At 68.0% G+C, this 22,762-nt stretch carries 24 protein-coding genes, 1 tRNA gene and 1 pseudogene; 11 read left to right on the forward strand and 15 right to left on the reverse strand.

Annotated elements, in window-relative coordinates:
* Positions 1-4: 4 nt before the first annotated feature.
* Together ACQPYK_RS00245 and ACQPYK_RS00250 are read right to left on the reverse strand one after the other, a co-directional pair.
* Positions 5-1,228, reverse strand: coding sequence for a beta-ketoacyl-[acyl-carrier-protein] synthase family protein (locus ACQPYK_RS00245; RefSeq protein WP_433248287.1), 1,224 nt, complete (start codon positions 1,226-1,228; stop codon positions 5-7).
* Between the two features lie 247 nt (positions 1,229-1,475).
* Positions 1,476-2,741 (reverse strand): C39 family peptidase, encoded by a 1,266-nt coding sequence (locus ACQPYK_RS00250; protein ID WP_433248290.1) that lies wholly within the window; start codon positions 2,739-2,741, stop codon positions 1,476-1,478.
* A gap of 550 nt (positions 2,742-3,291) precedes the next feature.
* On the opposite strand from ACQPYK_RS00250, the gene ACQPYK_RS00255 reads away from it, so the two are divergent.
* From ACQPYK_RS00255 to ACQPYK_RS00265, 3 genes are all read left to right on the forward strand, one after another.
* A complete protein-coding gene (locus tag ACQPYK_RS00255) occupies positions 3,292-4,104 on the forward strand; it encodes an NAD(P)H-binding protein (protein ID WP_433248293.1) in 813 nt (270 codons plus the stop codon).
* Between the two features lie 211 nt (positions 4,105-4,315).
* The gene (locus tag ACQPYK_RS00260; protein WP_433248296.1) at positions 4,316-4,798 is read left to right on the forward strand and encodes a metallophosphoesterase family protein; all 483 of its coding nucleotides are present in this window, start codon (positions 4,316-4,318) and stop codon (positions 4,796-4,798) included.
* A gap of 296 nt (positions 4,799-5,094) precedes the next feature.
* Positions 5,095-6,351 carry an MFS transporter gene (locus ACQPYK_RS00265; RefSeq protein WP_433248299.1) on the forward strand — a complete coding sequence of 419 codons (1,257 nt, stop codon included), beginning with the start codon at positions 5,095-5,097 and terminating at the stop codon, positions 6,349-6,351.
* A gap of 69 nt (positions 6,352-6,420) precedes the next feature.
* Here ACQPYK_RS00265 and ACQPYK_RS00270 read toward each other — a convergent pair whose 3' ends face one another.
* The 6 genes from ACQPYK_RS00270 to ACQPYK_RS00295 all read right to left on the reverse strand — a co-directional run bounded on the left by ACQPYK_RS00270 (position 6,421) and on the right by ACQPYK_RS00295 (position 11,245).
* The gene (locus tag ACQPYK_RS00270; protein WP_433248302.1) at positions 6,421-7,713 is read right to left on the reverse strand and encodes an ArsB/NhaD family transporter; all 1,293 of its coding nucleotides are present in this window, start codon (positions 7,711-7,713) and stop codon (positions 6,421-6,423) included.
* Positions 7,710-8,153, reverse strand: coding sequence for a CBS domain-containing protein (locus ACQPYK_RS00275; RefSeq protein ID WP_433248305.1), 444 nt, complete (start codon positions 8,151-8,153; stop codon positions 7,710-7,712). The genes ACQPYK_RS00270 and ACQPYK_RS00275 overlap by 4 nt, the downstream gene beginning before the upstream one ends.
* Positions 8,154-8,373: 220 nt before the next feature.
* The gene (locus tag ACQPYK_RS00280) at positions 8,374-9,441 is read right to left on the reverse strand and encodes a polysaccharide deacetylase family protein (protein WP_433248308.1); all 1,068 of its coding nucleotides are present in this window, start codon (positions 9,439-9,441) and stop codon (positions 8,374-8,376) included.
* Positions 9,442-9,563: 122 nt separating this feature from the next.
* The gene (locus tag ACQPYK_RS00285) at positions 9,564-9,968 is read right to left on the reverse strand and encodes a GNAT family N-acetyltransferase (RefSeq protein ID WP_433248311.1); all 405 of its coding nucleotides are present in this window, start codon (positions 9,966-9,968) and stop codon (positions 9,564-9,566) included.
* Between the two features lie 266 nt (positions 9,969-10,234).
* On the reverse strand, positions 10,235-10,633 hold the full coding sequence (locus ACQPYK_RS00290) for an ATP-binding protein (RefSeq protein ID WP_433248314.1): 399 nt from the start codon (positions 10,631-10,633) through the stop codon (positions 10,235-10,237).
* Between the two features lie 237 nt (positions 10,634-10,870).
* Positions 10,871-11,245: an STAS domain-containing protein gene (locus ACQPYK_RS00295; RefSeq protein ID WP_433248317.1), complete on the reverse strand. Its 375-nt coding sequence runs from the start codon at positions 11,243-11,245 to the stop codon at positions 10,871-10,873.
* Positions 11,246-11,630: 385 nt separating this feature from the next.
* On the opposite strand from ACQPYK_RS00295, the gene ACQPYK_RS00300 reads away from it, so the two are divergent.
* The 4 genes from ACQPYK_RS00300 (at position 11,631) to ACQPYK_RS00315 (ending at position 13,458) form a co-directional block, all read left to right on the forward strand.
* A complete protein-coding gene (locus tag ACQPYK_RS00300) occupies positions 11,631-11,915 on the forward strand; it encodes a GNAT family N-acetyltransferase (protein ID WP_433248320.1) in 285 nt (94 codons plus the stop codon).
* Positions 11,916-12,004: 89 nt separating this feature from the next.
* Positions 12,005-12,418, forward strand: coding sequence for a VOC family protein (locus ACQPYK_RS00305; protein WP_433248323.1), 414 nt, complete (start codon positions 12,005-12,007; stop codon positions 12,416-12,418).
* Positions 12,419-12,568: 150 nt separating this feature from the next.
* Entirely contained in the window at positions 12,569-12,688 is a 120-nt protein-coding gene (locus tag ACQPYK_RS00310) for a DLW-39 family protein (protein WP_211264163.1), read from the forward strand.
* Positions 12,689-12,717: 29 nt separating this feature from the next.
* Positions 12,718-13,458: an HAD-IA family hydrolase gene (locus ACQPYK_RS00315; protein ID WP_433248326.1), complete on the forward strand. Its 741-nt coding sequence runs from the start codon at positions 12,718-12,720 to the stop codon at positions 13,456-13,458.
* 205 nt (positions 13,459-13,663) lie between these two features.
* On the opposite strand, the gene ACQPYK_RS00320 is transcribed toward ACQPYK_RS00315, so the two are convergent.
* On the reverse strand, positions 13,664-14,422 hold the full coding sequence (locus tag ACQPYK_RS00320) for a thermonuclease family protein (RefSeq protein ID WP_433248329.1): 759 nt from the start codon (positions 14,420-14,422) through the stop codon (positions 13,664-13,666).
* 276 nt (positions 14,423-14,698) lie between these two features.
* Between ACQPYK_RS00320 and ACQPYK_RS00325 the strand changes: the two genes are divergently transcribed.
* Together ACQPYK_RS00325 and ACQPYK_RS00330 are read left to right on the forward strand one after the other, a co-directional pair.
* Positions 14,699-14,771, forward strand: a tRNA-Ala gene (locus ACQPYK_RS00325).
* A gap of 808 nt (positions 14,772-15,579) precedes the next feature.
* On the forward strand, positions 15,580-16,125 hold the full coding sequence (locus ACQPYK_RS00330; RefSeq protein WP_433248332.1) for a DUF6461 domain-containing protein: 546 nt from the start codon (positions 15,580-15,582) through the stop codon (positions 16,123-16,125).
* 735 nt (positions 16,126-16,860) lie between these two features.
* Here ACQPYK_RS00330 and ACQPYK_RS00335 read toward each other — a convergent pair.
* Positions 16,861-17,736, reverse strand: coding sequence for an MBL fold metallo-hydrolase (locus tag ACQPYK_RS00335; RefSeq protein WP_433248335.1), 876 nt, complete (start codon positions 17,734-17,736; stop codon positions 16,861-16,863).
* 47 nt (positions 17,737-17,783) lie between these two features.
* Here ACQPYK_RS00335 and ACQPYK_RS00340 point away from each other — a divergent pair, with 47 nt between their 5' ends.
* A complete protein-coding gene (locus tag ACQPYK_RS00340; RefSeq protein WP_433248338.1) occupies positions 17,784-18,146 on the forward strand; it encodes a winged helix-turn-helix transcriptional regulator in 363 nt (120 codons plus the stop codon).
* A gap of 1,049 nt (positions 18,147-19,195) precedes the next feature.
* Here the strand turns inward: ACQPYK_RS00340 and ACQPYK_RS00345 are convergent.
* The 5 genes and pseudogenes from ACQPYK_RS00345 to ACQPYK_RS00365 form a co-directional block, all read right to left on the reverse strand.
* Positions 19,196-19,816 (reverse strand): hypothetical protein, encoded by a 621-nt coding sequence (locus tag ACQPYK_RS00345; RefSeq protein ID WP_433248341.1) that lies wholly within the window; start codon positions 19,814-19,816, stop codon positions 19,196-19,198.
* Positions 19,817-19,932: 116 nt separating this feature from the next.
* Positions 19,933-20,163, reverse strand: a pseudogene (locus ACQPYK_RS00350) (tyrosine-type recombinase/integrase); the annotation flags it as partial.
* Positions 20,164-20,386: 223 nt separating this feature from the next.
* Complete coding sequence (locus ACQPYK_RS00355) at positions 20,387-20,530, reverse strand: hypothetical protein (protein WP_433248344.1); 144 nt, start codon at positions 20,528-20,530, stop codon at positions 20,387-20,389.
* A gap of 290 nt (positions 20,531-20,820) precedes the next feature.
* On the reverse strand, positions 20,821-21,411 hold the full coding sequence (locus ACQPYK_RS00360) for a TetR/AcrR family transcriptional regulator (protein ID WP_433248347.1): 591 nt from the start codon (positions 21,409-21,411) through the stop codon (positions 20,821-20,823).
* Positions 21,412-21,418: 7 nt separating this feature from the next.
* Entirely contained in the window at positions 21,419-21,949 is a 531-nt protein-coding gene (locus ACQPYK_RS00365; protein ID WP_433248350.1) for a hypothetical protein, read from the reverse strand.
* A gap of 89 nt (positions 21,950-22,038) precedes the next feature.
* Between ACQPYK_RS00365 and ACQPYK_RS00370 the strand changes: the two genes are divergently transcribed.
* Positions 22,039-22,218 carry a helix-turn-helix domain-containing protein gene (locus tag ACQPYK_RS00370; RefSeq protein ID WP_433248353.1) on the forward strand — a complete coding sequence of 60 codons (180 nt, stop codon included), beginning with the start codon at positions 22,039-22,041 and terminating at the stop codon, positions 22,216-22,218.
* The last annotated feature ends 544 nt before the right edge of the window (positions 22,219-22,762 follow it).

The following is a 22,762-nucleotide window of genomic DNA, read 5'->3' on the forward strand; positions in this document are numbered from 1 at the left end:
CCGCTCAGGGGGCGGAAGCGAAGACCAGGGAGACGTTGTGGCCGCCGAAACCGAACGAGTTGGTCAGCGCCGCCGTCAGCCGGTCGTGCCGCGGCCGGCCGGTGACGACGTCGAGCTTGACCTCCGGGTCGAGGTCGTCCAGGTTGCGGGTGGCGGGGATGATCCCGTCGCGGATCGCGAGGATCGTGGAGATCGCCCCCATCGCTCCGGCGGCGCCGCACAGGTGGCCGGTCATCGACTTGGTCGCGGTGACCGCCGGGTGCGTCCCGATCGCCTCGGCGATCGAGTGAGCCTCGGCCAGGTCCCCGACCGGGGTGGAGGTGGCGTGGGCGTGCACGTGCCCGACGTCGAGCGCGTCCAGGCCCGCCGAAGCCAGCGCCATCCGGATGGCGCGTACCTGCCCGCCGGAGTGGGCCGCGGTGATGTGGTGGGCGTCGGACGTGATGCCCGCGCCGGCCAGCGTCGCATGCACACGGGCGCCGCGGGCCGCGGCGAAATCAGCGCGTTCCAGGACCACCAGGGCGGCTCCCTCGCCGATGACGAACCCGTCCCGTCCCGCGTCGAAGGGCCGGGAGGCTTCCTGAGGTGCGTCGTTGCGGGTGGACAGCGCCCTGGCCTGAGCGAAGCCGGCGATGGTGAGAGAGTGGACGCAGGCCTCGGAGCCACCCGCGACGACGACGTCGGCGCGGCCGAGACGGATGAGATCCAGGCCCATCGCGATCGCCTCCGCCCCGGAGGCGCAGGCGCTCACCGGGGTGTGGGCGCCGCCGCGGGCGCCGAGTTCGATGCTGACCAGGGCGGCGGGCCCGTTGGGCATCAGCATGGGCACGGTGTACGGCGAGATCCGCCGTGCCCCGGAGGCTTCCAGGATGTCGTTCTGGGCGAGAGTGCTCAGCACCCCGCCGACTCCGGTGCCGATGACCACCGCCAGGCGTTCGGGCTCCGTCTCGGGAGTTCCGGCGTCGGCCCACGCCTCGCGCGCGGCGATCAGGGCGATCTGCTGGCAGCGGTCCAGCCGCCGGGCCTTCGCCCGATCGAGCACCTCGGTGGGCTCCACCCGCAACCGGCCCGCGATCCGCACCGGCAGGCCGGCCGCCCACTCCTCCTCGATGACGCCGATCCCGGATCGTCCCTCCAGCAGGGCGTCCCACGTCGAGACCACGTCACCACCCAGCGGTGTGGTGGCGCCCAACCCCGTCACGACCACGTCGGATCCGACAACCATCATCCGATGCCTGCCTTTCGTCGTGGAGACGACGTCTCCCCCGAGAACGCCGCAGCGAGAAGCCGCGGCCCGGTTCCACGCTGCCAGGGCCGCGGCCGGTTCGCAGGGGTCGTGGGCGACGAAGACAGCAGGTGGAAATTTGTCGGGAATCTCCATGATCCAGGTCGGTGGACCGGGCGCCGTCCCGCCACGGGACATCCGGTCACCACCGGTACGGCGCGCGTGGGAGGCGCGCCGTACCGGGCCGGTCTCACCAGTTGGCGGGCAGTCCCGCGACGGTGGGGGGCAGCGGGTGCTCCGGCGGATGGATGACGTAGACGACGCCGCCGCTGCTGGAGCTGCGCAGCCAGACGTTCTCGAAGTCGGCCCGCGGGTAGACCCGGCGCACGGCGTCGTCGCTCGGCGAGGCGGGGTCGTTGGCGATGACGTCGCCGGTGGCGGTGAAACCGACCACCACCATGATGTGGCCGTCGGTGCCGTAGCCCGCGCCGGGCAGTTCGCCCTTCTTGAACGACTGGGAGGTGATCACCGGGATGCCGGCCGCGATCAGGCGTTCCATCTCGGTCAGCGAGCGCAGCCGGGTGATGAACCCCTCCATGCCGTAGCGGCCGGCGTAGGCGGTGTTGAACGGCCAGTTGCCGGCGCCCTGGTAGGCGTGGTCGTAGGTGTACCGGGCGGCGTAGTCCACCTCGGGGTCGGGGTCGGACGGGTCGACCCAGGAGGTGTCCTGCGCGCTGGGCCACCTGCCCCAGTAGCCCAGGACCATCGTGGTCGAGGTCGGGCTGCACCACGCCTGGCCGCCGCCGTCCCACTCGGGGTAGTGGCCCTGGTGGATGCTCTGGGAACGGCGGGGCACGTTCAGCTCGACTCCCCAGGCCGTGCCGCCGGGGCTGACCGGCACGGTTTTGCGTTCGGGCACGGCCGAGGCCATCGCCCCCAGCGTCCGCACGCTCGGCGTCACGGTGGAACCGGGCGTGCGGTGCAGCGTGACGCGCAACTGATAGGCGGTGATCGGCTTGCCCGCCGCGGCGACGAAGGTGTCGACGGAGACGGTGCCGTCGGCGTCGGCCTGACCCGGCACCGAGGTGCGGCGGATGTCGGCCTCACCGTAGGCCCAGCGGCCCAGGACGTACCACTTGGTCGTCCCGGCCGCGTGACGGCCGCGCACCTCGATCTGCACCCAGCTTCCCGGCGGGGTGTCGGCGGTCCAGGAGGCGACCAGTTCGGTGGCGGCGAAGCCGATCGGCCGTTCCGGACCGGTCCAGCGGGCGTACTCCCAGCTCCTGGTGCCGAGCGCGTCGGTGTAGGAGGTCGTCCCGGCAGGGGAGGCGAACGTCAGGGCGTCGCCGGTCGTCACGCCTTCGGCGGTGCCCGCGGTGAAGGCGGCCCGCTGGTAGGCGATGTTCACCGGGCCGGGCGGGGGCTTGGCGTCGGCAGTGGCGGAACCCGCCGTGGCGGGCGCGGTGAAGGTCGTGGTCAGCAGGACTGCGGAGAGGAACACGGTTAGCGCGCGCATGGGCTCACCTTGCCTGGAGGGCTCTCTACGCCGCAGACGGTAGATGTCCTGCCCGGCTCGCGCATCGGGCACTTTACGTATTACGCCCGATGCCCTTCGAAAATCCCGATTCGGTCGGTGCCGCTCGTGCGGCGCGGCCCGTTTCCAGAGTTTCGTCCCTATCGACGATCGAGGCCTTCTCGGTCCGCCCGGCCGTCCGCACCCGGCCTGAAATTCCGCCGTCGCCCGCGGACACGTAGGAATCGAAACCTGAAAACGGGCGGAAGGCCTGAAGAGGATGACACGCGGATGAACAAGGCGACCGGTTCCGGTTCGGGGCCCTATACCGGCGAACGTATGAGCAGATTCTCGGTTACGCCGTGCGGCGGTGTCCTCTCCCGAGGACGCGGCCGACATCGTGGCGGAGACCTAACAACGACGGTGTGATCATCCTGCACGTCACACCGGGCCCGGAGGCGACCCCCGCCCGGATTCTGACCCGTTCCGGCCGGACCGAGTTGACTTGAAGTCGACTTCAAGTTTCAGGATGGGGGCAACCGAGGAGGAAATCATGATTCTGGTCATCGGAGCGACCGGCAACGTCGGCCGCCATGTGGTGCCCCTGCTGCTGGAGTCCGGCGCCGCGGTGCGAGCCCTGGTCCGCGACCCCGGCAACGCCCGGCTGCCGGAAGGCGTCGAGGCGGTACGCGGCGACCTGACCCGGCCGGAGACGGTGGAGGCGGCCCTGGACGGGGTCGAATCGGTGTTCCTGGTCTGGCCCGGGTTCGCGGCCGAACAGGCCGCGCCGGTCGTGAAGCTGATCGCCGGGCACGCGCGCCGCGTCGTCTACCTGTCGGCGATGGCCGCGGCGGACATGTTCCACGGCGAGGTGGAGCGGCTGATCAGGGAGTCCGGGCTGGAGTGGACGTTCCTGCGGCCCGGCGGGTTCGCGGTCAACACGCTGATGTGGGCCGGGCAGATCCGCGAGGGCGTGGTGCGCTGGCCGTACGCGCTGGCCGGCAGATCGCTCATCCACGAGCGGGACATCGCGGCGGTCGCCGCGCTCGCGCTGACCGGCGACGGGCACGCCGGGAAGGCCTACGACCTCACCGGGCCGTCGGTGGTGACCCAGGCCGAGCAGGTCCGCATCATCGGCGAGGCGATCGGCCGCCCGGCACGCTACGAGGAACTGCCCAGGGAGGCCGCGCGAGAGCAGCTGCTCGCCGCCTGGGGCGAGGCCACGTTCGTCGACAGCGCTCTCGACTACTGGGCGAGCATCGTGGCCGAGCCGGAGCCGGTCACCCGCACGGTCGAGGAGCTGACCGGCGTCCCGGCCCGCACCTTCCATCAGTGGGCGGCCGACCACGCCGACGACTTCCGCTGAGGACGGCCCCCGCCGCGCCGTGATCGGCACCGTCCTCGCCCATCACGCTTCGCCTCGCCCATCACGCTTCGCCTCGTCCGTCACGCCGTCACGCCGTCACGCCGTCACGTTCCGCCTCGTCCGTCACGCCGTCGTGCTCCGCCTCGTCCATCACGCCCCGTGCGCGGGCTCCCGCTTTCCCACGCACGGGGCGTGGAGAGAGGATGGGACCGTGAAAGTGGTGGTCCTGGCCGACACCCACGCGCCGAGGCGGTGGAAGTCCTGCCCCCCACGGGTGGCCGAGCATCTGCGCGGCGCGGACCTGATCCTGCACGCCGGCGACGTCTGCGTCGCCGGCGTACTCGACGAGCTGGCCGCCTACGCCCCGGTCCACGTCGTCAAGGGCAACAACGACGGGCCCGACATAGCCGCGCCCGAGACGCTCGAACTCGACCTCGACGGGCTGCGGCTGGCGATGATCCACGACAGCGGCGCGGCACAGGGCAGGCTCGCCAGGATGCGCCGCCGATTCCCCTCGGCCGACCTGGTGGTCTTCGGCCACTCCCACATCCCGCTCGACGAGAGCGACGGCACACTGCGCATCTTCAACCCCGGCTCGCCGACCGACCGGCGCCGTCAACCCCACGGCACCCTGGGCCTGCTGCGGATCGAGGACGGCGCGCTCGTCGAGGCCGCGATCGTCCCGGTCACCTGACGACCGCCGTTCGCTTCCGAGTCCTCTCTTCGTCCCGACGGGTTTCCCGCGCTGCCTCGACGGGTCTTCTCTTTGTCCGGACGGGTCTCTCGCGCTGCCTCGACGGGTCTTCTCTTTGTCCCGACGGTCTCTCGCGCAGCCCCGACAGGTCTCCGCGCAGCCGGCAGTGGATCGGGGTTTCCAGGGACGATCGCCTCGCGGTCGTACGGCGATCGCGGTCCTCGAATATTGATGCGACATCGCCGGTGCAGAACGGCAAAATGAAGCTCTTGGCCGTTCCGTAAGGGAGCCAGCAGGTGAACAGCTACCGCCGCGATCTCGACATGCTTCGGGATCGGCGCTTCGCGCTGCTGCTCACCGCCCGGACCATCTCGGTTCTGGGCAGTTCGTTCGCACCAGTGGCCATCGCCTTCGGCGTCCTGGCGCTGCCGGGGGCGACGGCGGCCACGCTGTCGGCGGTCCTCACCGCGGAGGCGCTGCCGATGGTGGCGTTCATGCTCGTGGGCGGTGTGATCGCGGACCGGCTGCCCCGGCACCGGGTGATGATGGCCGGGGAGACGCTCAACGCGGTGGCGTTCGCCTGCTTCGCCGCGATGCTGCTCACCGGATGGACTCCGCTTCCCGCCATGGTGACGGCGGCGGCGCTCAGCGGAGTCTCGATGGCGGTCCTCTTCCCCGCGCTGACCGGCATCATCCCCGACGTCGTCCCCGCCGACCGGCTGCAGACCGCCAACGCCCTGCTGGGGCTGGGCGCCAACGTCTCACGCGTCGCCGGGACGGTCCTGAGCGGAGCCGCGGTGGTCCTGCTCGGCGGCGGCTGGGCGCTGGCCGTCAGCGCCCTCATGTTCGTCGTGGCCGCCGTGCTCGTCGCGGCGTTGCGTCTCACCCCGGCCGAGCGCTCCGCGGCCGGAAGCCACTCGGTTCTCGCCGACCTGCGCGACGGCTGGCGCGAGTTCATCTCCCGGCAGTGGCTGTGGGTGGTGGTCGCGCAGTTCTCGGTGCTGGTGATGGCCGTGCAGGCCGCGCACGGCGTGCTCGGGCCGCTGGTCGCCAAGGAGAGCTTGGGCGGGGCACCGGCCTGGTCGGCGGTGCTGGCGGGCGAGGCGGTCGGCATGATCTGCGGCGTGTTCGTCGCGCTAGGGCTGCGGCCGCGCCGTCCCATCCTGGTCGGCACGCTTCTCACCATCCCCACCGCGCTGCCCTACCTGCTGCTCGGCCTGGGCAGCCCGCTGTGGACGATCGTCGCCGGGGCGGTCGTGATGGGCGTCTGCTTCGACCTCTTCGGCGTGCTGTGGAACACCACGATGCAGCGGGAGATCCCGGCCGAATCCCTGTCGCGGGTCAGTTCCTACGACGCCCTCGGGTCCCTGATGTTCGGCCCGGTCGGCCTGCTGCTGGCGGGGCCGCTGGCGATCCTGACCGGCCCGCGGCCCGCCCTGGTCGGATGCGCGGTGCTCGTCACCCTGTCCTCACTGGCCGCGCTGCTGTCCCCGGGGGTGCGAGGCCTGCGGGCCCCGGAGCCCGCGGCCGAGGAGGAGGCCGTGGCGCGCTGAGCGACGGCTCATCCGGCGGTGCTCGTTCGGACGGTGCTCGTCCGGACAGGGCTCGTCCGGACAGGGGTTCTACAGCAGGTAACGCAGCCACAGGTACGGCGTGGCGATCGCCACGGTGACGAAGGTGACGACGAGGCCGTACTTGGTGAACTCCCAAAAGCCGATCGGGGTGCGGTTACGCGCGGCGATGCCGATGACGACCACGTTGGCCGCGGCGCCGACGGCGGTGGCGTTGCCGCCGAGATCGGCGCCGAGGGCCAGCGCCCACCACAGGACCTGGGCGTGGTCGTTGCCGCCGTTCGCCTGTACCAACTCGGCGACGATGGGGCTCATGGTCGCCACATAGGGGATGTTGTCCACGATCGCCGAGATGCCGGCCGACATCCACAGCAGGCCCAGGGTGGCCAGTCCGAGCCGCCCCTCGGTCACGCTCACCGCCGCCCGGGAGATCTGCTCGATGACGCCGGTCTCGACCAGGGCGCCGACCATGACGAACAGACCGGCGAAGAAGACCAGGGTGGGCCACTCCACCTCGCGGATCGCCTCCTCGGTGGTGACCTTGGTGGCGGCCACCAGCACGCCGGCGCCGAGGATCGCCACGACCGAGGGCTCGTAGTGCAGGATCGGGTGGAGCACGAACGCGGCCATGACGAGGACGAGCACGGCCAGGCTCTGCCACAGCAGTCTCCGGTCGGCGATCGCCTCCCGCTCGTCGAGCTGCATGATCTCCGCCGCCCGGTCCTCGTCGTAGCGGAAGGACTTCCTGAACAGGATCCGGCACAGCCCGACGAACGCCACCATCAGCACGACGACCAACGGCGCGAGGTGGACGAGGAAGTCGTTGAAACTCAGGCCGCCCCGGCTGGCGATGATGATGTTGGGCGGATCACCGATCAGAGTGGCGGTGCCGCCGATGTTGGAGGCCATCGCCTCGGCGATCAGGAAGGGCGCGACCGGCAGCGCGAGCCGTTCGCACACCAGGAACGTCACCGGCGCGACCAGCAGCACGGTGGTGACGTTGTCCAGCAACGCGGAGGCGGACGCGGTGATCACGACCAGCAGGACCATCAGCCGGTACGGTCGCCCCCCGGCCCGTTTGGCCGCCCAGATCGCCAGATACTCGAAGACGCCGGTCTGCTTGAGCACGCCAACGATGATCATCATTCCGAGCAGCAGGAAGATGACGTTCCAGTCGATGCCGGTGCGTTCGGAGAAGAACGCGGAGCCGGCGTCGGTGGCGTGGATCAGCAGCATGATCCCGGCCCCGCCCAGCGCCGCGGCGACCCGGTGGACGCGCTCGGTCGCGATCAGCGCGTACGCGCCGAGGAACACCGCGACCGACAGCCATGCCAGAGCCGTCACGAGACGAGAGCCCGCTCGAGCAGCGCCTGCAGCGTGACCGCTCCCAGCAGGCGCCCGCCGTCCACGACCGCCACGAGCGGGCTGTGGGTGCGCGCCATGAGCGCGGCGATCTCCAGCACGGTGGCGTCCGGATCGGTGATCGGCAGCTCCCTCGGGTTGGCGGGCAGGCACTCGCGGACCGTCCGCCCGGCCAGCGACCGCAGGAAGGCGTCGGCGTGCGCTTCGTCCACCACCCGGGCCAGGGCGGGATCATCCTGGCAGTAGGTCGGCACGGCCAGGCGGAGCACCTGGGTGCCGGGCAGGATGCTGGACGGCGAGCCGTCGGCGTCGACCACGATCAGGCCGGGCAGGCCCTGGTCGGCCAGCAGCCGGGCGGCGTCCATCGCCGGTGAGTCGAGGGAGACGGTCGGGAAGTCGATGACCAGATCACGGGCACGCATGACACCTCGGCACTTTCGGGAACGCCTGCAGAAGTGCCGACCAGACTTCCCGGCTCACCCGTACGCCAACCTACCAACGACCGTGCCGCCGTGAGAAGGATGTCCCGTTCCTCGCAACCTCACGGCGGCCGTCCCGATCCGACCAGCCGACCAGCCGATCAGGTGTCCAGCCGATCAGCGATCAGGCGTTCAACAGGCCCGGTGGCCTCAGCGGGCCCGCTCAGTAGGCGAGGGCACGGTCGGTGTAACGCTTGATCATGAAGGGCGTCTTGAACTTCGGGAAGGCGACCGTCTTCACGTCGCCGTCAGAGGTGTAGCGCTCGTCGCCGTTGGTCTTCAGCCAGTCGAGCCAGGCGGTGGAGCAGAACTTCGCGCAGTCGCCGGTCTTGTCCATCGAACGGATGCGCGGGATGCCGAGCGGATCGAACTTCTTGCTGAACGGCGACAGCGCCGGGGTGTATCCGGCGAGGAAGACCCCGCCGTAGTCGTAGGAGACGCCACCCGAGGCGCCCTTGAGGCCCCACTCCTTCTGGTTCGGCTGGTTGCCGTACGGCAGGGCCAGCGTGACCGGGCCACTGTTGATCAGCTTGGTGATGAGCTCATGGCCCGCGACGACCTCGGCGTTCACCTGCTGCTGGGGTTTGCCGCGCAGGCTCTTGTGGTCGCGGGTGTGGTTGCCGATGTCGAACCCCTTGTCCCGCAGCCACATCAGCATCTGGGCCTGCTCTTCCGGGGTCGCCTTCCCGAACATGTCGCGTGTCACGTAGAACGTGGCCACCGGGCGGAACCCCGGATGGCGCTGGGCGACCTCCTGGAGGATGGCGACGGCGGTCTGCGGCTTGGGCGCGCCCATCCCGTCCAGGTCGAACTGCGAGGGAGACGAATCGTCGAAGGTGAGGACGACCGGATGCCGTCCGGCGGGGATGTCGATGTGCCCGGTGACGTACTCGGCCGCGGTGATGGGGACGTAGTCCTCCTGGGCCAGCCGTTCCAGCTCCGTGCGGAACTGCTGGGGGGTGCGGTCGTCCTGGGTGGACGGCTTGTCCACCACCCGGTGGTACATGAGAACGGGAATCTGGCCCAGTTCGTTGGCGTGGACCTTCGCGGCCGCCGCCAGCTTGGTCTTGAGGAGGGCCGCCTGCCCGGCCGCGGCCGCCGACGCCTTGGCGGCGACCCCCGCGTCTTTCTTGTCCTGCGGTTCTTCACCCTGCCACGGCATGCATCCGGCGAGTACGGCGCCCGCCGCCGCGACCACCACGCCGACCCGGCTCACCCTAAGAAGGCCCATCGAATCCCCCCAGCGCACAGACGATAAGCTCCTCATCCCCCGCTGACCTGTGGGTTGATCTCCGGCGCAGGCAAAGGTTCGTATCTGACCGGTGGGAGCCGTACGGCGATGGCGGGAGGGTCTCAGCCTTTGAGGGCAGAGCGGTGCAGAAGGGTCATGCCCGGGACGCGCAGCATGCCGAAACGCTCGTAGTAGGGCTGGAGCGGCGCCTCGCAAAGGAGATCGACGGAGTAGAGATGTTCGGTGTCGGCGAGAACCCGCCGCATCAGCTCGGACCCGATCCCCCGGCCCTGGTATTCGGGGAGGACCTCCAGCCAGGGGACGAACGCGGTCAGAACGCCGTCACTGATCATGTTGACGAACCCGACGACGCGGTTCGTCTCCTCGTCGACGGCGACGACCGCTCGGTAACTTCCCCGCAGGACGGCCAGATGCTGCTCGGGCGAGGCGGGAGTCGGCCAGCCGACGAAGAAGCCCGTGAGGCGATCGGCGTCGATCGTGTCGACGGCGTCGGTGTAACGGATCATGGCGGCTCCTTGCGTCGATCATTCGAGGTGCCGGTGAGGATATCGACGGAGTCCGGCCGAGACGATCGATATATCGGCCGTGCACCGGCCGGGACGATCCGTGCGCGCCTGCCGTACAGGTGTCCTCCCGTACGCGTCCTGTACGCGCCTGCCGTACAGGTGTCCTCCGATACGCGCGTCCCATATGCGCGGCAGACGGCCCGCGCGCGTCCGTCAGGGCCTGGCCTGAGGCCTCCGGCGAGAGCTACAGAAGCCTCTGGTGAGAGCTACAGGATGGGAGTGGGGTGCAGGCGCATCCGCAGGCGGACGCGTGACTCCCCTTCGCTCTGCTCGATGCTGAACTCGTCGCACAACTGGCTCATCAGCCACAGGCCGAAGCCGCGCACCGTGCCCGTGGGACGCTCCGGCGGGATGTCCCGGGGAGCCAGATTACCGGCGGCGTCGACGACGTCCACGGTGATGCAGGTGTCGTTGTGCCAGATGCTCAGCGTGCCCTTGCCGCCGCCGTGCTCCAGGACGTTGATGACGGCCTCGTTGGCGGCGAGGAGCAGATCGTCCAGACGCTCGCCCTTCATACCGGCCTGAGCGGCATGCTGAAGGAGACGTTGCCGCAGGCCGGTGAGATCGTCGTCGATCGGCCAGTGCTGACCGTGGTCGCCGGTCACGACACCCCCTTGACGTCGCCTTGTCTGGCAGTCACCGGGAGGCGAGCCGACTCGCTCCAGAATCAGGGCGTTGCTGACGAGTTACATGATGCTAAACACCTGCCCGGTCATTGCCAACTTACGACCGTGCGGGCGAACGGAATATCCGTCGAGGTGTCCGCAACAGGTGCGCGCACCGGCCGGCGCCCGAGCCCGACGCGCAGACGGGAGACATGCTAACCCCGTCCGTACGGGATTTCAGGACGGCGACGGGTGCGATCGCAGGGCCTCGACGGCCTCGCCCACGGTGGGCTGGATGTCGAAGGCATGGATGAGCCCGGTCAGATGGAAGAGCCTTTCCAGGCGGGGCTGCAATCCGGCCAGGGCGATGTCGCGGCCGCGGTCGTGGACGAGCTTGCGGATGTTCAGGAAGATCTGGATTCCGGTGGAGTCGCAGAAGGCCAGATCGCTCAGGTCGATGACGAGGTCGCGCGACTCGCGGCCGATGGCTTCCTGAAGATCGTGATGGAGCCGCTCGGCGTTGGTGTAGTCGAGCTCACCGGCCAGGGCCAGCAGCGACACGTCTTGCGGAGTGGCGTCGGACACAGCGGTGACATGGACGGCGGTGCTCACAGGGGAACCTCTGCAGACGGTCGAGGGGCGAAAGAGGGCGGCACGGCGGTGTCATCGCGAGAATCCGACGGGCGCCGACCAGCTCGCGATGGTCAGCTGGAACGGCGCCGCTGCGATCGTCCTCAGTTTACTTATCCGACATAATTTCGTTGGATCCCTTTTCCGAGGCGTACGCGGAGCGGATCGCCGCCGTTGCACCAGGTGGTGCCGTGCCTGGGCTCGCGTGCGGGGCCTTCCTCGGCCGACACGCCGGGAGACGTCACGACACGCCGTCGAACCGTCGACCGGTCCTGCCCGCGCATGTAGCGGACCTGTCGGGAATGTATGCCGTTCGAGATCAGCTGATCGATGCGCCGCCGTCCGGCGGCCAGATGAAGGAGGCTCCATGCAGGTCGATGTGAAGCTCTCGCCCGGCGGCGACCACTTCGAGGCGGAGGCCGACGGCAAGTACGCGGGGCGGCTGGAACTCGTCCGCCGCCATGGCGTCATCATCTACACCCACACCGAGGTCGATCCGGAGTTCGAAGGCAAGGGAGTGGGCGGCGCGCTCGTCCGCACTGCGCTGGACGCGGCCCGTGCCGAGGACGTGAAGATCGTGCCAAGCTGCTCGTTCGTGAAGGCCTGGCTCGAGCGTCATACCGACTACGCCGACCTCGTCCGGAACGGCTGATCGTCTCCGCCCGCGTTCCCTTACAACCGGAGTTCGAGGCCGACGGGCAGGAGGGACCTGCCGCCGACAACGGATGGAAGGATGGGGAAATGCTGCATCACGTTGAGCTCTGGGTGCCCGACCTCGATCGAGCGGTGAAGTCCTGGGGATGGCTGTTGGAGGAGATGGGATACCAGACCTTCCAGGAGTGGAAGAACGGCCGGAGCTGGGCGCTGGACGGTGTGTACGTCGTCGTCGAGCAGTCGCCCGCCCTGACCGCCTCCTCTCACGATCGATGCCGACCGGGTCTGAATCATCTGGCGTTCCGGGTGATCGGGACAGAGCGGGTGGATGCGCTGGTCGCGGCGGCGGCGGAGCACGGATGGTCGTTGATGTTCGCCGATCGGCATCCCCACGCGGGCGGAACCGACCAATACGCGGGTTATCTTGAGAACGAGGACGGCTTCGAGGTCGAACTCGTCGCGGATCGCGTTCAGCCGGATGCGAGCCGTACAGCACCATGATTAAAATCACCTGGTTGGCCGGGATTTGCCACGTTGGCTTACCGTCCAAACCAGATCATGGCCCGATCCCTTGCTAGGCTGCAGGGAACCGTTGGAACCGGGCGTTGTCTCACCCCGGCAGGTGAGACCGTCAAGAAGTGGGGTCACACCGTGAAGAAGCTGCTCGTTCTGGCGCTGGTCGCGCTTGGGGGACTGCTGGTCTGGCGCAAGGTGCAGGCGGATCGCGCCGAGCTGGACCTGTGGACTGAGGCCACCGGCAGCGAGAACTGAACAACGCGGCTACCGATTCGGGTGCTTTCATGGTCCTTGCCCATGGTGGGGGAGTAACAACCATCAAGCTCGCCTGTCTGGATCTGGCAGGCACCACGATCGGTGATATCGCCATGGTCGAACGGGCGTTCGCCGAGGCGATCGCCACGCAGGGCATCGTGCCCGGGACCGGTGCGTACGCACGTGCCATGGTGCACGTGCACCGGTCCCGGGGCTGCCCGACGATCGAGGTCTTCCGGGGCATCTTCCCCGACAACGAGGCCCAGGCCCAGGCGGCCAACCTGACCTTCGAGCGTTCCTACGAGGGCGCCATCGGACGCGCGGGCCTGACCCCGCCGCCCGGCACCGTCGAGGCACTGGAGAAGCTCCGTGCCGCCGACGTCAAGATCTGTCTCACCACCGGCTTCAGCCGGACCACGCTCAGCCGGGTGCTGACCGCCCTGAGCTGGTCTGACAAGGTCGACCTGGCGCTGTGCCCGGAAGACGCCGGACGTGGCAGGCCCATGCCCGACATGGTCCTGGCCGCGGTTCTGCGACTCGGCATCGAAGACGTCCGTCAGGTCGCCGTGGTCGGTGACTCCGAGAGCGACATGCTCTCCGGCCGCCGCTCCGGCGCGTCGGTCGTCGCGGGCGTCCTGACCGGGGTGCACAGCAAGGAACGCCTTCTCAAGGGCGGCGCCACGCACATCCTGGACTCCCTCGCCGACCTCCCCAGGCTGGTGCTCGGCGGTGACCGGCTGGAGTCGCCGGTAGGCGCCTCCGCCCTCTGAAGCGGGCCCGAAGCACCGAAAGGTTCTGAAGGTCCGTCCTGAAGGCACCGAAGGTTCTAAGGTCCGTCCTGAAGGTCCTGAAGGTTAGTGTGTCCGGCGGCCCGGTCGATCCTCCGCGTGCCGTCGGGCCGCCGACCAGTCATCTCCGATCCCGAGGCGGCGACCCGGCCACCCCGGGATCTGGCGGATCCGGCCGCTGCGAGACTCAGCGCTCGCAGACCAGGCCGTCTCCGTCGCGATCCTGGTACCAGGCGTATTCGGGGTCCACCCCGCGCCGGTAGGGCCCGTAGCCTGCGGCATTCGCCTCACCGCAGGTTCGGAAACGCGGGTCGTTGCCACCGTTTCCCGTGTCGCTCGGCGTGGGGGTGGGTTTCGGTGGGTTCGGAGCCTTGGTCGGCGTCGGGGCGGGGGTCGGCTTCGGTGGGTTCGGAGCCTTGGTCGGTGTTGGCGTCGGTGCCGGGGTGGCCATGCCACCGCATCTCCCGGACCAGACCCGTAGCCGTTCCCTGATCGCTTTTCCCTGCTCCTTCTTGAGTTCTTCGGTGAAACGGTCGTTCGGTCTCATCGATTTCCATTTGGCATAGCCGTACCGAATGAGGTCGTTATTCACGAAAACCCCTCCGGAATTCCAGATATAGAGAAGTTCGAGGCCGTTTCCGTCTTGCGGCTTCCTGTCGGCCAGCGTGTACGCCGTGGAGCCGACCGGCAGCAGCTTGGCCGTCCGCGCGGTGGCCTCCTTCCCCCAACATTCCTTCCCGCCCGGCGCATTCACCTCCAGCACCCGGACCTTCATCTCCTTGCGCCCGAGGAGAACAAGCAGGGTGTCGCCATCTATGACTTTCTTCACCTTGACCCGGGCCGCCCCCTCCGGCATCGCCTGTCGAGCGTCGGCCGGAAACGCGAAGCCCGTGGCGGCGAATGCGACCACGGCGGCAAAAGTGATCGTCGTGACGCTTCTTCTCATATGGCGCTCTCCTGATGCCTGAGGGGATCGGACCGTCAAGCTAACAGAATTTGGACCGTTTTAAGATAAAATTGAAAACCTTAAAAGAAATGCCCTGAATGGCGGTAACGGTCGGAGCGTAAGCGGAGGGCCGGCCCGTCCATGCGGTGCCCAGGCCGCCGTGAGCGCGGGCGCGAGCGAGCGGGCCAAGTAGCGCGGAGGCGAGTCCTGTTGCTACGGTGTACGACTGAAGCAAGTCGTATGCGGGCATGTGCTTGGGTCGGCGACTTGAATCTCGGGGCCTTAGCTCAGTTGGCAGAGCGCCTGCTTTGCAAGCAGGATGTCAGGAGTTCGAATCTCCTAGGCTCCACCCCGCGCTGTTCTTGAGATGGCCTGATCATGTGTCACGAGTGCTCGTCTGATCGTGTGGATCGGGCGGGCTCTCCTCGTTTCCGGGCTCGTAACCGTGCTCGTCGGGCGGTTGGGGACAGCTCGGCGCATTGCTGCCGTGCGGCCTCCTCGGCCTGCTTCATCCTTGCCAGCAGCGCCGCCACCATCTCCTCCTTCGCAGCACTCATGGAACCGGTGTCATCACTAAATGCGTATATGTAATTCCATGTTGTAGTCGGCAATGGCATCGCTGACCCCAAGACTGCAAGATCCTTTACTGGGCCCCGCAGAGTCAGTGGAAAGCCATGGGCGCGCATGGCCTGGCCGGTTCCGCCGCGTCTCTGGAATGATCTCGACGATCTGTTCCCGCCGAGCGAAAGGGCCCTGCTTGAACACCGGACAGCCGCCGACCGCCGACCTGCGCGAGTACTACCGGCGACTGATGAACAGCGCGCAGTGGCTCGACGTGGGCATGTGCTGGACGGCGGTGGTCCCCGACGATGGACGAGCGCTCCCCCTGGACCAGGTCGCCGCCCGGCTCGCCGGGAACACGCCGTACCGGCTGCACGAACCGGCGCCGCACGCGGGAAGCGGTCATCCTTTCCTCGGGAAACGATCTCCTCAACCCCTCTTGCACCCCAGGCAAGCCCTATTTGTGAAGACCCGGAAGGGGCATCTTGCGGGATGCCCCTTCTCTCCGAGAGGCGGCCATGTAGTCACGGACCTACCTGTACGACCTTCTGGTCTCGACGATCTTCACCGAGGGACTCGATGAGGACGACCTTTGGATGCTGGGATTCAACGCCCTGTGGATCAAGGGCGCGGACCTCGACACCCTCGCCCCGGCCTTCCACCTGGACCTCGCCACCCGCACCCCCTGCTACCTGAGCGAGATCCTCGACCACCACCTCGACGACGGCTCTCGCTGGGTGGCCGAGGTCAACGGCTGGATCGGCATCGTGCCGGCGCTCTTCGACGATGACGCGTCTCTGCTGTCCGTCACCCAGGGTGGCCGTCAGGCCCTCAGCTTCAGCATGAACATCCACGGCAGGGAATACTTCAAGTACGCCCGCGACGGGCGCATGATCGTCTCCTTCGAGCCAAACTGGCCTGATCGGAGGTTCGGCGATGATCCACATGCGCTCGACCACCTGATGGAGGGGCTGCGCTTCCAGATCGCCGATGACGACGTCGACCCCGTGGAGGCGGACGAGAGCGTCAGCTCCGCCTTGGCGCTGATCGGACGGATCACCGAAACCGACATCGCCACCGATTGGTTCCAGGCGCGGCACTCGCGCATCAGCGATCCCTCCTGGCACCCACCCGGGCCTTGAATGCAGGGCCGGCCGGGAAAGGATCGTCTTCATCCTGGGAAGCGATCAACGATTCCCTGACTCGTCCGCAGGTCAGGGCCACTCGTGAACACCCCCTGTCGGCCAGGCCGGTGGTGGCGTTCAGCAGCGGGGCGGGCGTCAGCGGGCAGGTCAGAGCGCCGTCCAGGAGCAGTGCGGGTTCGGGCGGCCAACGACAGGGTGGCGCTGTAGCCGAAGGTGGGTGGGCCGTCTCCGGCGCTGTAGTGCCAGCCCGCGTTGATCTCGATCGAGGCCAGACCTTTGCCGGTGCGCGGTGGCTTGGCCCAGGTGGGGACGGCGGTGGTGTCGATACCGACGTCGCCGCCGTAGTGCTTGAGGTAGCCGCGGCCTTGGCGCGGCGGACGGAAATGAGGACAAGGCGGGTCACGATGCCCTGCAGGAGGTCGCGCTTGCGCCGGTGTTCGGGGTTGTCGTCGTCCCAGGCGGCGGCCACCACCGTGTCGATGCGGGCGGCCAGCAGCTCCACGATCCGGTTGGAGCGCAGCCGCCGCGCCGACAGCAGGGGCAGACCGTCGCCGGGACGGTGCCGCTGACCGCCCCGGCCGGCACCCTGAGGGCGAATTAGGTCAGCAGCCCGGACACCCCTCGCCCAGCAGCACATCGTCTCCGGCGAGGTCTATTGTGAGCGGACGTTCGAAGCGCAAGGGATCTCCACGTGAGCATCCGCCCTCGAACCGCCCGATCGGCCGTGGCCGGTCATGTGTCGGGGAAGCCCCTCCAGCGCCGTACGGCGAATCGGGAGCCGTCTCTTTCGACCTCCACCGCTCCCGCGCCGCCGAAATGCGCCGGGATCACGAGCGCCTTGTGGTCGGCGGCCCATGCGAGGGTCGACGCGCGCGTGCGGGCCGCCCCCGCCGGGTCGTGGCAGAAGCAGCTCGACACCTCGGGCGCCAGGACCTGCACGGGTGAATGCAGGAGATCTCCCGCGAAGACCGCCCTGTCGCCGTCCGATTCGAGCGTCAGCACGCCGTGACCGGGAGTGTGGCCGGGCGCGAGGGTGAGCCGCAGGTTCTCGTCGATGGTGTACGAGTCGTCCCAAATCTGGGCCTGTCCCGACTGGAGGATGGGGGCGATCGATTGCTCGTAAACGGCGGCGCTGCGGCCGGGCTCCTCGGTGAGCGTACGCGGGTCGAAGAAGTCGAGGTCGGGACGCGAGAACAGGTAGCGGGCGTGGGGGAACGCCGGGACCAACGCTCCGTTGCCGTCCGGTGAGGTGTTGCCTCCGACGTGGTCGGCGTGCAGGTGGGTGCAGATGACGAGATCGACGTCCGCCGGCGCCACCCCGGCGGCGATGAGCGAGGCCGTCAGCGGGACGCCGCCCGGTTGGACGGTCCCGGCGGCAAGGCCGGTGTCTATGACGATGGTGCGGCCCGCGCTGCGCAGCAGCCAGGTCTGCACCTTCACCCGTACCCGGTCCGCATCCTCATCCCAGTGGCGAGGGACGAGCCAGGTCCGGTTCGCCTGCCACAGGTCCGGATCGGTGCCCGGGAAGAACTCAGCGGGCGGCAACGGCCCGTTGCCGAAGTGCGGGATCCGGGTCACCGAGACCCGGCCCAGCTCGATCGTGTGCATATGCTGATCCTCGGGCACCTCGCCGAAGGCCGGAAGAAGGCACATTCATGTCCACTGACGAGTCGGCCTCGCCCGTCGTCACGACGGCTGCCTACGAGGCGTGCCCGGTGACGGGTGTGCTGCGCACCATCGGCGACAAATGGAGCCTGGCCATCCTGCGCCTGCTCGCCGAACGCGGCCACGGCTTCAACGAACTGGACCGATCGATCGAGGGCATCAGCCGCCGGATGCTGACCCGAACGCTGCGGTCCCTGGAAGAGGCCGGATACGTCCGCCGCACGCCGTACGGCCCGGTCCCGGCGCGCGTGGAGTACACGCTGACCGTGCGGGGCCGTTCCCTGCGCGAGCAGCTTCGCGCGCTCGGCCGATGGGCGGTGGTCCACGACGCCGGGTCCACTCCCGGGGCCTGAAGCGCGTCACCTGCGTCCGGCGAAGGTGCGCAGAGCGGTGCCGCGCTTCGCGGAGCCTGGGCGAACAGCCGACGTCTGGTTGTTTCGTAAGCGACTACCTATGAAACACCGCCCGTGACCGGCCGCGTCCAGGGCGGACACTGCTTCATGAGTCGATGCGAACGGATAGTCGCATGAAACACTCCTATGAAACGATCTCGGGGTGCGCGACGTCCGGCACACCCGCTGGGAGTGCCAGGACTGAGCCAGCTCTGAAGCCGAGGCGCTACACCGCGAGCGCTAGCTGTCGGCCGAGCGTCTCTACGTCAGGAGCAAGGCTGACCAGCAAATGGTTTGACCAAGCCCGCCCTTATGCAAGAGTCCGCACGCCCGGCGCCGCACACTGACCTCGCTCCCAGTGCTCCGCGCCTGGGAAACGATCAACCGTTCTCCGGGAAGCGATCTCCCAGCCCCTCTCAACCGGCCGGCTCACACCCACTCGTGGACACCCCGCAAGGGGTTGTTCTTGAGATGGCCTGAAGGAAGTTGACGAGATCCCGTCCGATCACCTCGATCGGACGGGATCTCGTTGTTTCCCGGCCGATGTGGCCGTCGGCGGGCGCGTCCGAGCACGTGTGGCGACCGTGGTGAAGGGTGCTGACGGTGTGCGGCCACTGCGGGCGCATCACGGACGAGGTTGTCCCGTAGCTCGTAGAACTTGAAGTGGCGCTCCCCGCCTCGGGGCCTACCTGGTGGTAGGTCTCGGGCAATCGCCAAATCACTCCGAGCAAGGAGACGGGGACCGGGAGGATCATGCGGAGATCAACTCGTACCCCCACCCCGCTGGACGTGACCTGGCACGCTAACCCCTGGATGCTCGGGCTGGGAAACGATCACGAGCACCTTGGGAAGCGATCTTTCCGCAAATGCCATCGTCACTGCTCAGCCATACTCGTGAACGCCCCACCCCACGTCAGAGGCCATCTCCCATGATCAGGGAGTGGCCTTTCGCATCCGCCCAGCAGTGGAATACAGCAACGACTCAGATGGGCCGGCCGTACGCGAGCCCATCAGGTCCAGAACCGGACTCTGTACAGCTCCACCCGGGCGATCGCCTGCGGGAAGCCGACCTCTTGTTCAGTCTGAAGGATCTTGGTGCTCACCCGTGCCGACCAGGTCGTATCGCGCTGCCCTAGGTCGAACTCCACATCGGGTGAATGACCGGCGTACTCCCAACCTGTGACGCAGACCAGTCCGGACTTCAACAGAAGTTGCCCGGTCCACAACTCTTCCCAGGCGTCCACCGGTGGAGACTCGTTCCACAGCTCGAACCGGACATGAGCTACGTGGTCGGTGTACCTCGCCCGGATGACGAACCCGCCGTCGCCTGCGGCGATCTGATCATCTGGTGGTTCGATGTCCCCTTCAGCCGCCGATCCCGCCAACCGGCCGTCGGCGACCTCGGCCATGATGAAGAGTCCGGAGTCGGGACTCACCTCGCCTGTGACCGCGCGGAGGTGGCTGCTCATGGCTTCCGCCTTTCTTGTGGATGCCCTCGTCAGGAGTGGTCGTTCGGTTACGTGCTCGGTTCTGATGAGAGAGCGCCTTGATCTCCACTGGTGAATCCTGAGTCCGACGATCACAAGGAGCACGAGGATGAGGATCAACTGCACCTGATCCAGGCCAAACACGCGTTGATCGTAGTGAGGGGGTATGACACGGGCAGATCCAGCCCGTGATGGCGGCTTATCGCATGTCAAAGGCCACTTCCCGTGATCGAGAAGCGGCCTTTTTCGTGTAGCGACGGCTACGAACCGAGCTGCTTGCCCAGCCGTTTGAGCGCCTTGCGGGTCTCCTCCGACGAGACCTCGCTGTAGATGTTCATCGTGACCGAGATCTGGCTGTGCCGGAGGATCTGCATCGCCACGCGCGGGTGGACGTCGAGCGCGACGAGCAGAGACGCGCAGGTCTTGCGGGTCGCGTGCACGTGGACCTTGCGGACCTTCGCCTTGTCGCACGCGTTGGCGAAGCTGCGCCGGAAGTCGGACGGTTCGACCGGTCTCCCGCTCGCGGTGGTGAAGACGAGCCCGGTCTCCTGCCATGACTCCCCGCGGCTTCACGGGCCTCGTCGCATGCCCGTCGACGGGCACGGAGCGCCGCCGTCACGATCTCCGGAAACGGCAGCGTGGCGTCCGAGGCGTCTGTCTTGGCCTGCCGGTGGAGCAGTTGGCCGGCGACCCGCTGGAGCTGCCAGCCGATGGTCATCTCGGCGTTGCCGAGGTCGACATCCTCCCAGCGGAGCCCGAGCGCTTCTCCCAGGCGTAGACCACCAGCACCAGCACCAGCACCAGCACCAGGACCAGGACCAGGACCAGGACCAGGACCAGGACGTAGGCCGGGCACATGGGGTCCTCACGTGTCCGGGCGGACTCCAGGAAGGCACGCGCCTCGTCGACGGATCAGGGCTTGACCTTGCGCTTTCGAGGGACCGACATCTTCACGTTCGCCGCGACGTCGCGGGTGAGGATCTCCTCCCGTACGGCGTTGCTCAGTGCGGCACGCAAGGTCATGTAGGCATCGTGGACGGTCCACTCGGACGCCGTCTGCTTGCAGCACTTCCCCACCGCGCGGCACTGCCGACGCCTCTTCGGATCGCTGTGCTTCTCAGGCCGGGCCGCGTCCTTTCCCTGGCTACCTATTTCTCACTCCTCGCCTTGGGGGCGGTGTTCCAGAGCCGTGTGAGGAACAGGGTGAGCGTGTCCGTGACGGAGTGGCCGAGCTCACTCGGATGGTCGAGTGCCCAGGTGTCGAGGGCGTCGAAGACACCGATGGTCGCTACGGTGATCAGTTCGGCGTTCGGGTACGGGTCGATCAGGTTGATGTGCAGGCCGTTCGCGACGAGCCTGTGGATCCAGGAGCCGCCGTCGCCGCCGGGATGAGGCCGCCCGGCAAGCACCGCCCGGTCATCGGGGTGGTCGCGCAGGTGCGCCATGAGCCGTGTGGTGCCTGCCGTCACCTGCTCCCACAGTTCATCCTCGGTTGCCACGTCGATCCAGGGACCGAGCGCGGTGAACATTCGGTCGGCCGCGTCGGCGACTACGGCGCCGAAGAGGTCGTCCTTGCCGTCGAAGTAGTGGTAGGCGGAGGTCTTGGAGATGCCGGCTTCGGCGATGATCTGGTTGAACGACGCGGCGTTCTTGCCGTCGCGGGCGAAGTGGGCGCGGGCGACGGCGAGGATGGCGGCTCGTGTGCCGACCGGCAGTCGGCCGAAGCGGGGCAGCGGCATGGGTTTCCTAGAGGCTGTGCGTGAGCGGAGCGGCTGGTTGCCGAGTGGCAAGCGTGCGATTGGCGCGGGCTGTCATGATCCAGTGTGCCGCCCACAACGGGAGGGCGATTGCTCCGCCGACATACCCGGCCATCCCCGGAAAGAGCGACAGGATCTGGAACGCGCACCAGCCGTATCCGAGTGCCGCCCACCGCCGGATGAACCCGCTCGTCACCTGCTCGTCAGCGGCCAGCGAAGTGGAGACGGCGCGCACGATGAAGAAATCTTCGGTGAAGTTGTAGGGGATCGCGAACATCCACCAGACCGATGTGGGCGACGCGGTCCTGGCATCGGGCCGCACGAGCGTCATCGTCCGCTGGAGGGCTCGGCAGTACAGCGCAACGAGCCCGAAGAAAACGGCAACGGCGATCAGTCCGCCGGGCATTCCCCGCGCTTCGATCTCGCCCAGGATGCCGCGCCCCCACTCTGGTGCCCAGAGCGGATAGCTGAGGAGGATCGAAACCAGGATGGTGCCCACAGTCTTGACGATGGCTCTCATATCTGAAGTGTACTGATAGTACACACCAATGGTTCACCTGCGATCGGGAATGGGGGTCCCGGTAGTAACCGGGGTGGTGGAACTCAGCGGTGGCTCGGTCCGGCTGCCGTCGGGCGCGACCCGGATGGTCCCCCTCAAGCCGCCCTCGGCCCCGCCAGGTCGCCCTGGCCCGGGAGATGTACGACTCCGGCGACTACACCGTCCAGCAGATCGCCGACGAGTTCGGCGTTACCCGCCCCACCATCTATCGCCACCTCGCCAAGGCCTGATGTCACACAGGTCCGCGCCCGAGCCGCAACGCTGTTGATCTTGTATTGCGGCTTTTGTGCTTACCTTGGCTGAACCCCGAATACGGCGAAACGGGCCGCGTCCGGCCGGACCTGCACGTCACGCTCGGTGTGCTAGATGTTGCTGGCCATGACGTTGTCGTCGGTGGTGGTCACGGCTGAACTTCGTCAATCCGGCGTGAGCGGTCGGATCTTGTCGCCAGTCGCTGACCGGAAGGCGATATTGCTGTGACCAGCGGGAGAACCTCGGATTGGCCAGAGACGGTCGGGCGCTTCGGAGCGGTCGGCGCCGTCGTCGCTGGCCTGTCCGGTTGTTGCGTCGGCCTAGTCGTGGGCCTCTTGGCCTATCCGCCCCACCGCTTGGTTTGCGGCGTTTGAACTAGGTGCGCCGAGCACGGCTGTTGGCGCGATCGTGGGGGGCAATCGCTGGTGCGATCACCGCGTATTCGCGGGGCCCTCACCCTTAACCCGCGAATTCCACGCGGCATTTCCGGATGTATCCCGAATCCGGATGCATCCCGAAACA

It is taken from the genome of Streptosporangium sp. CA-135522, assembly GCF_050949235.1.
In the GTDB taxonomy this organism is placed as follows: Bacteria; Actinomycetota; Actinomycetes; order Streptosporangiales; family Streptosporangiaceae; genus Streptosporangium.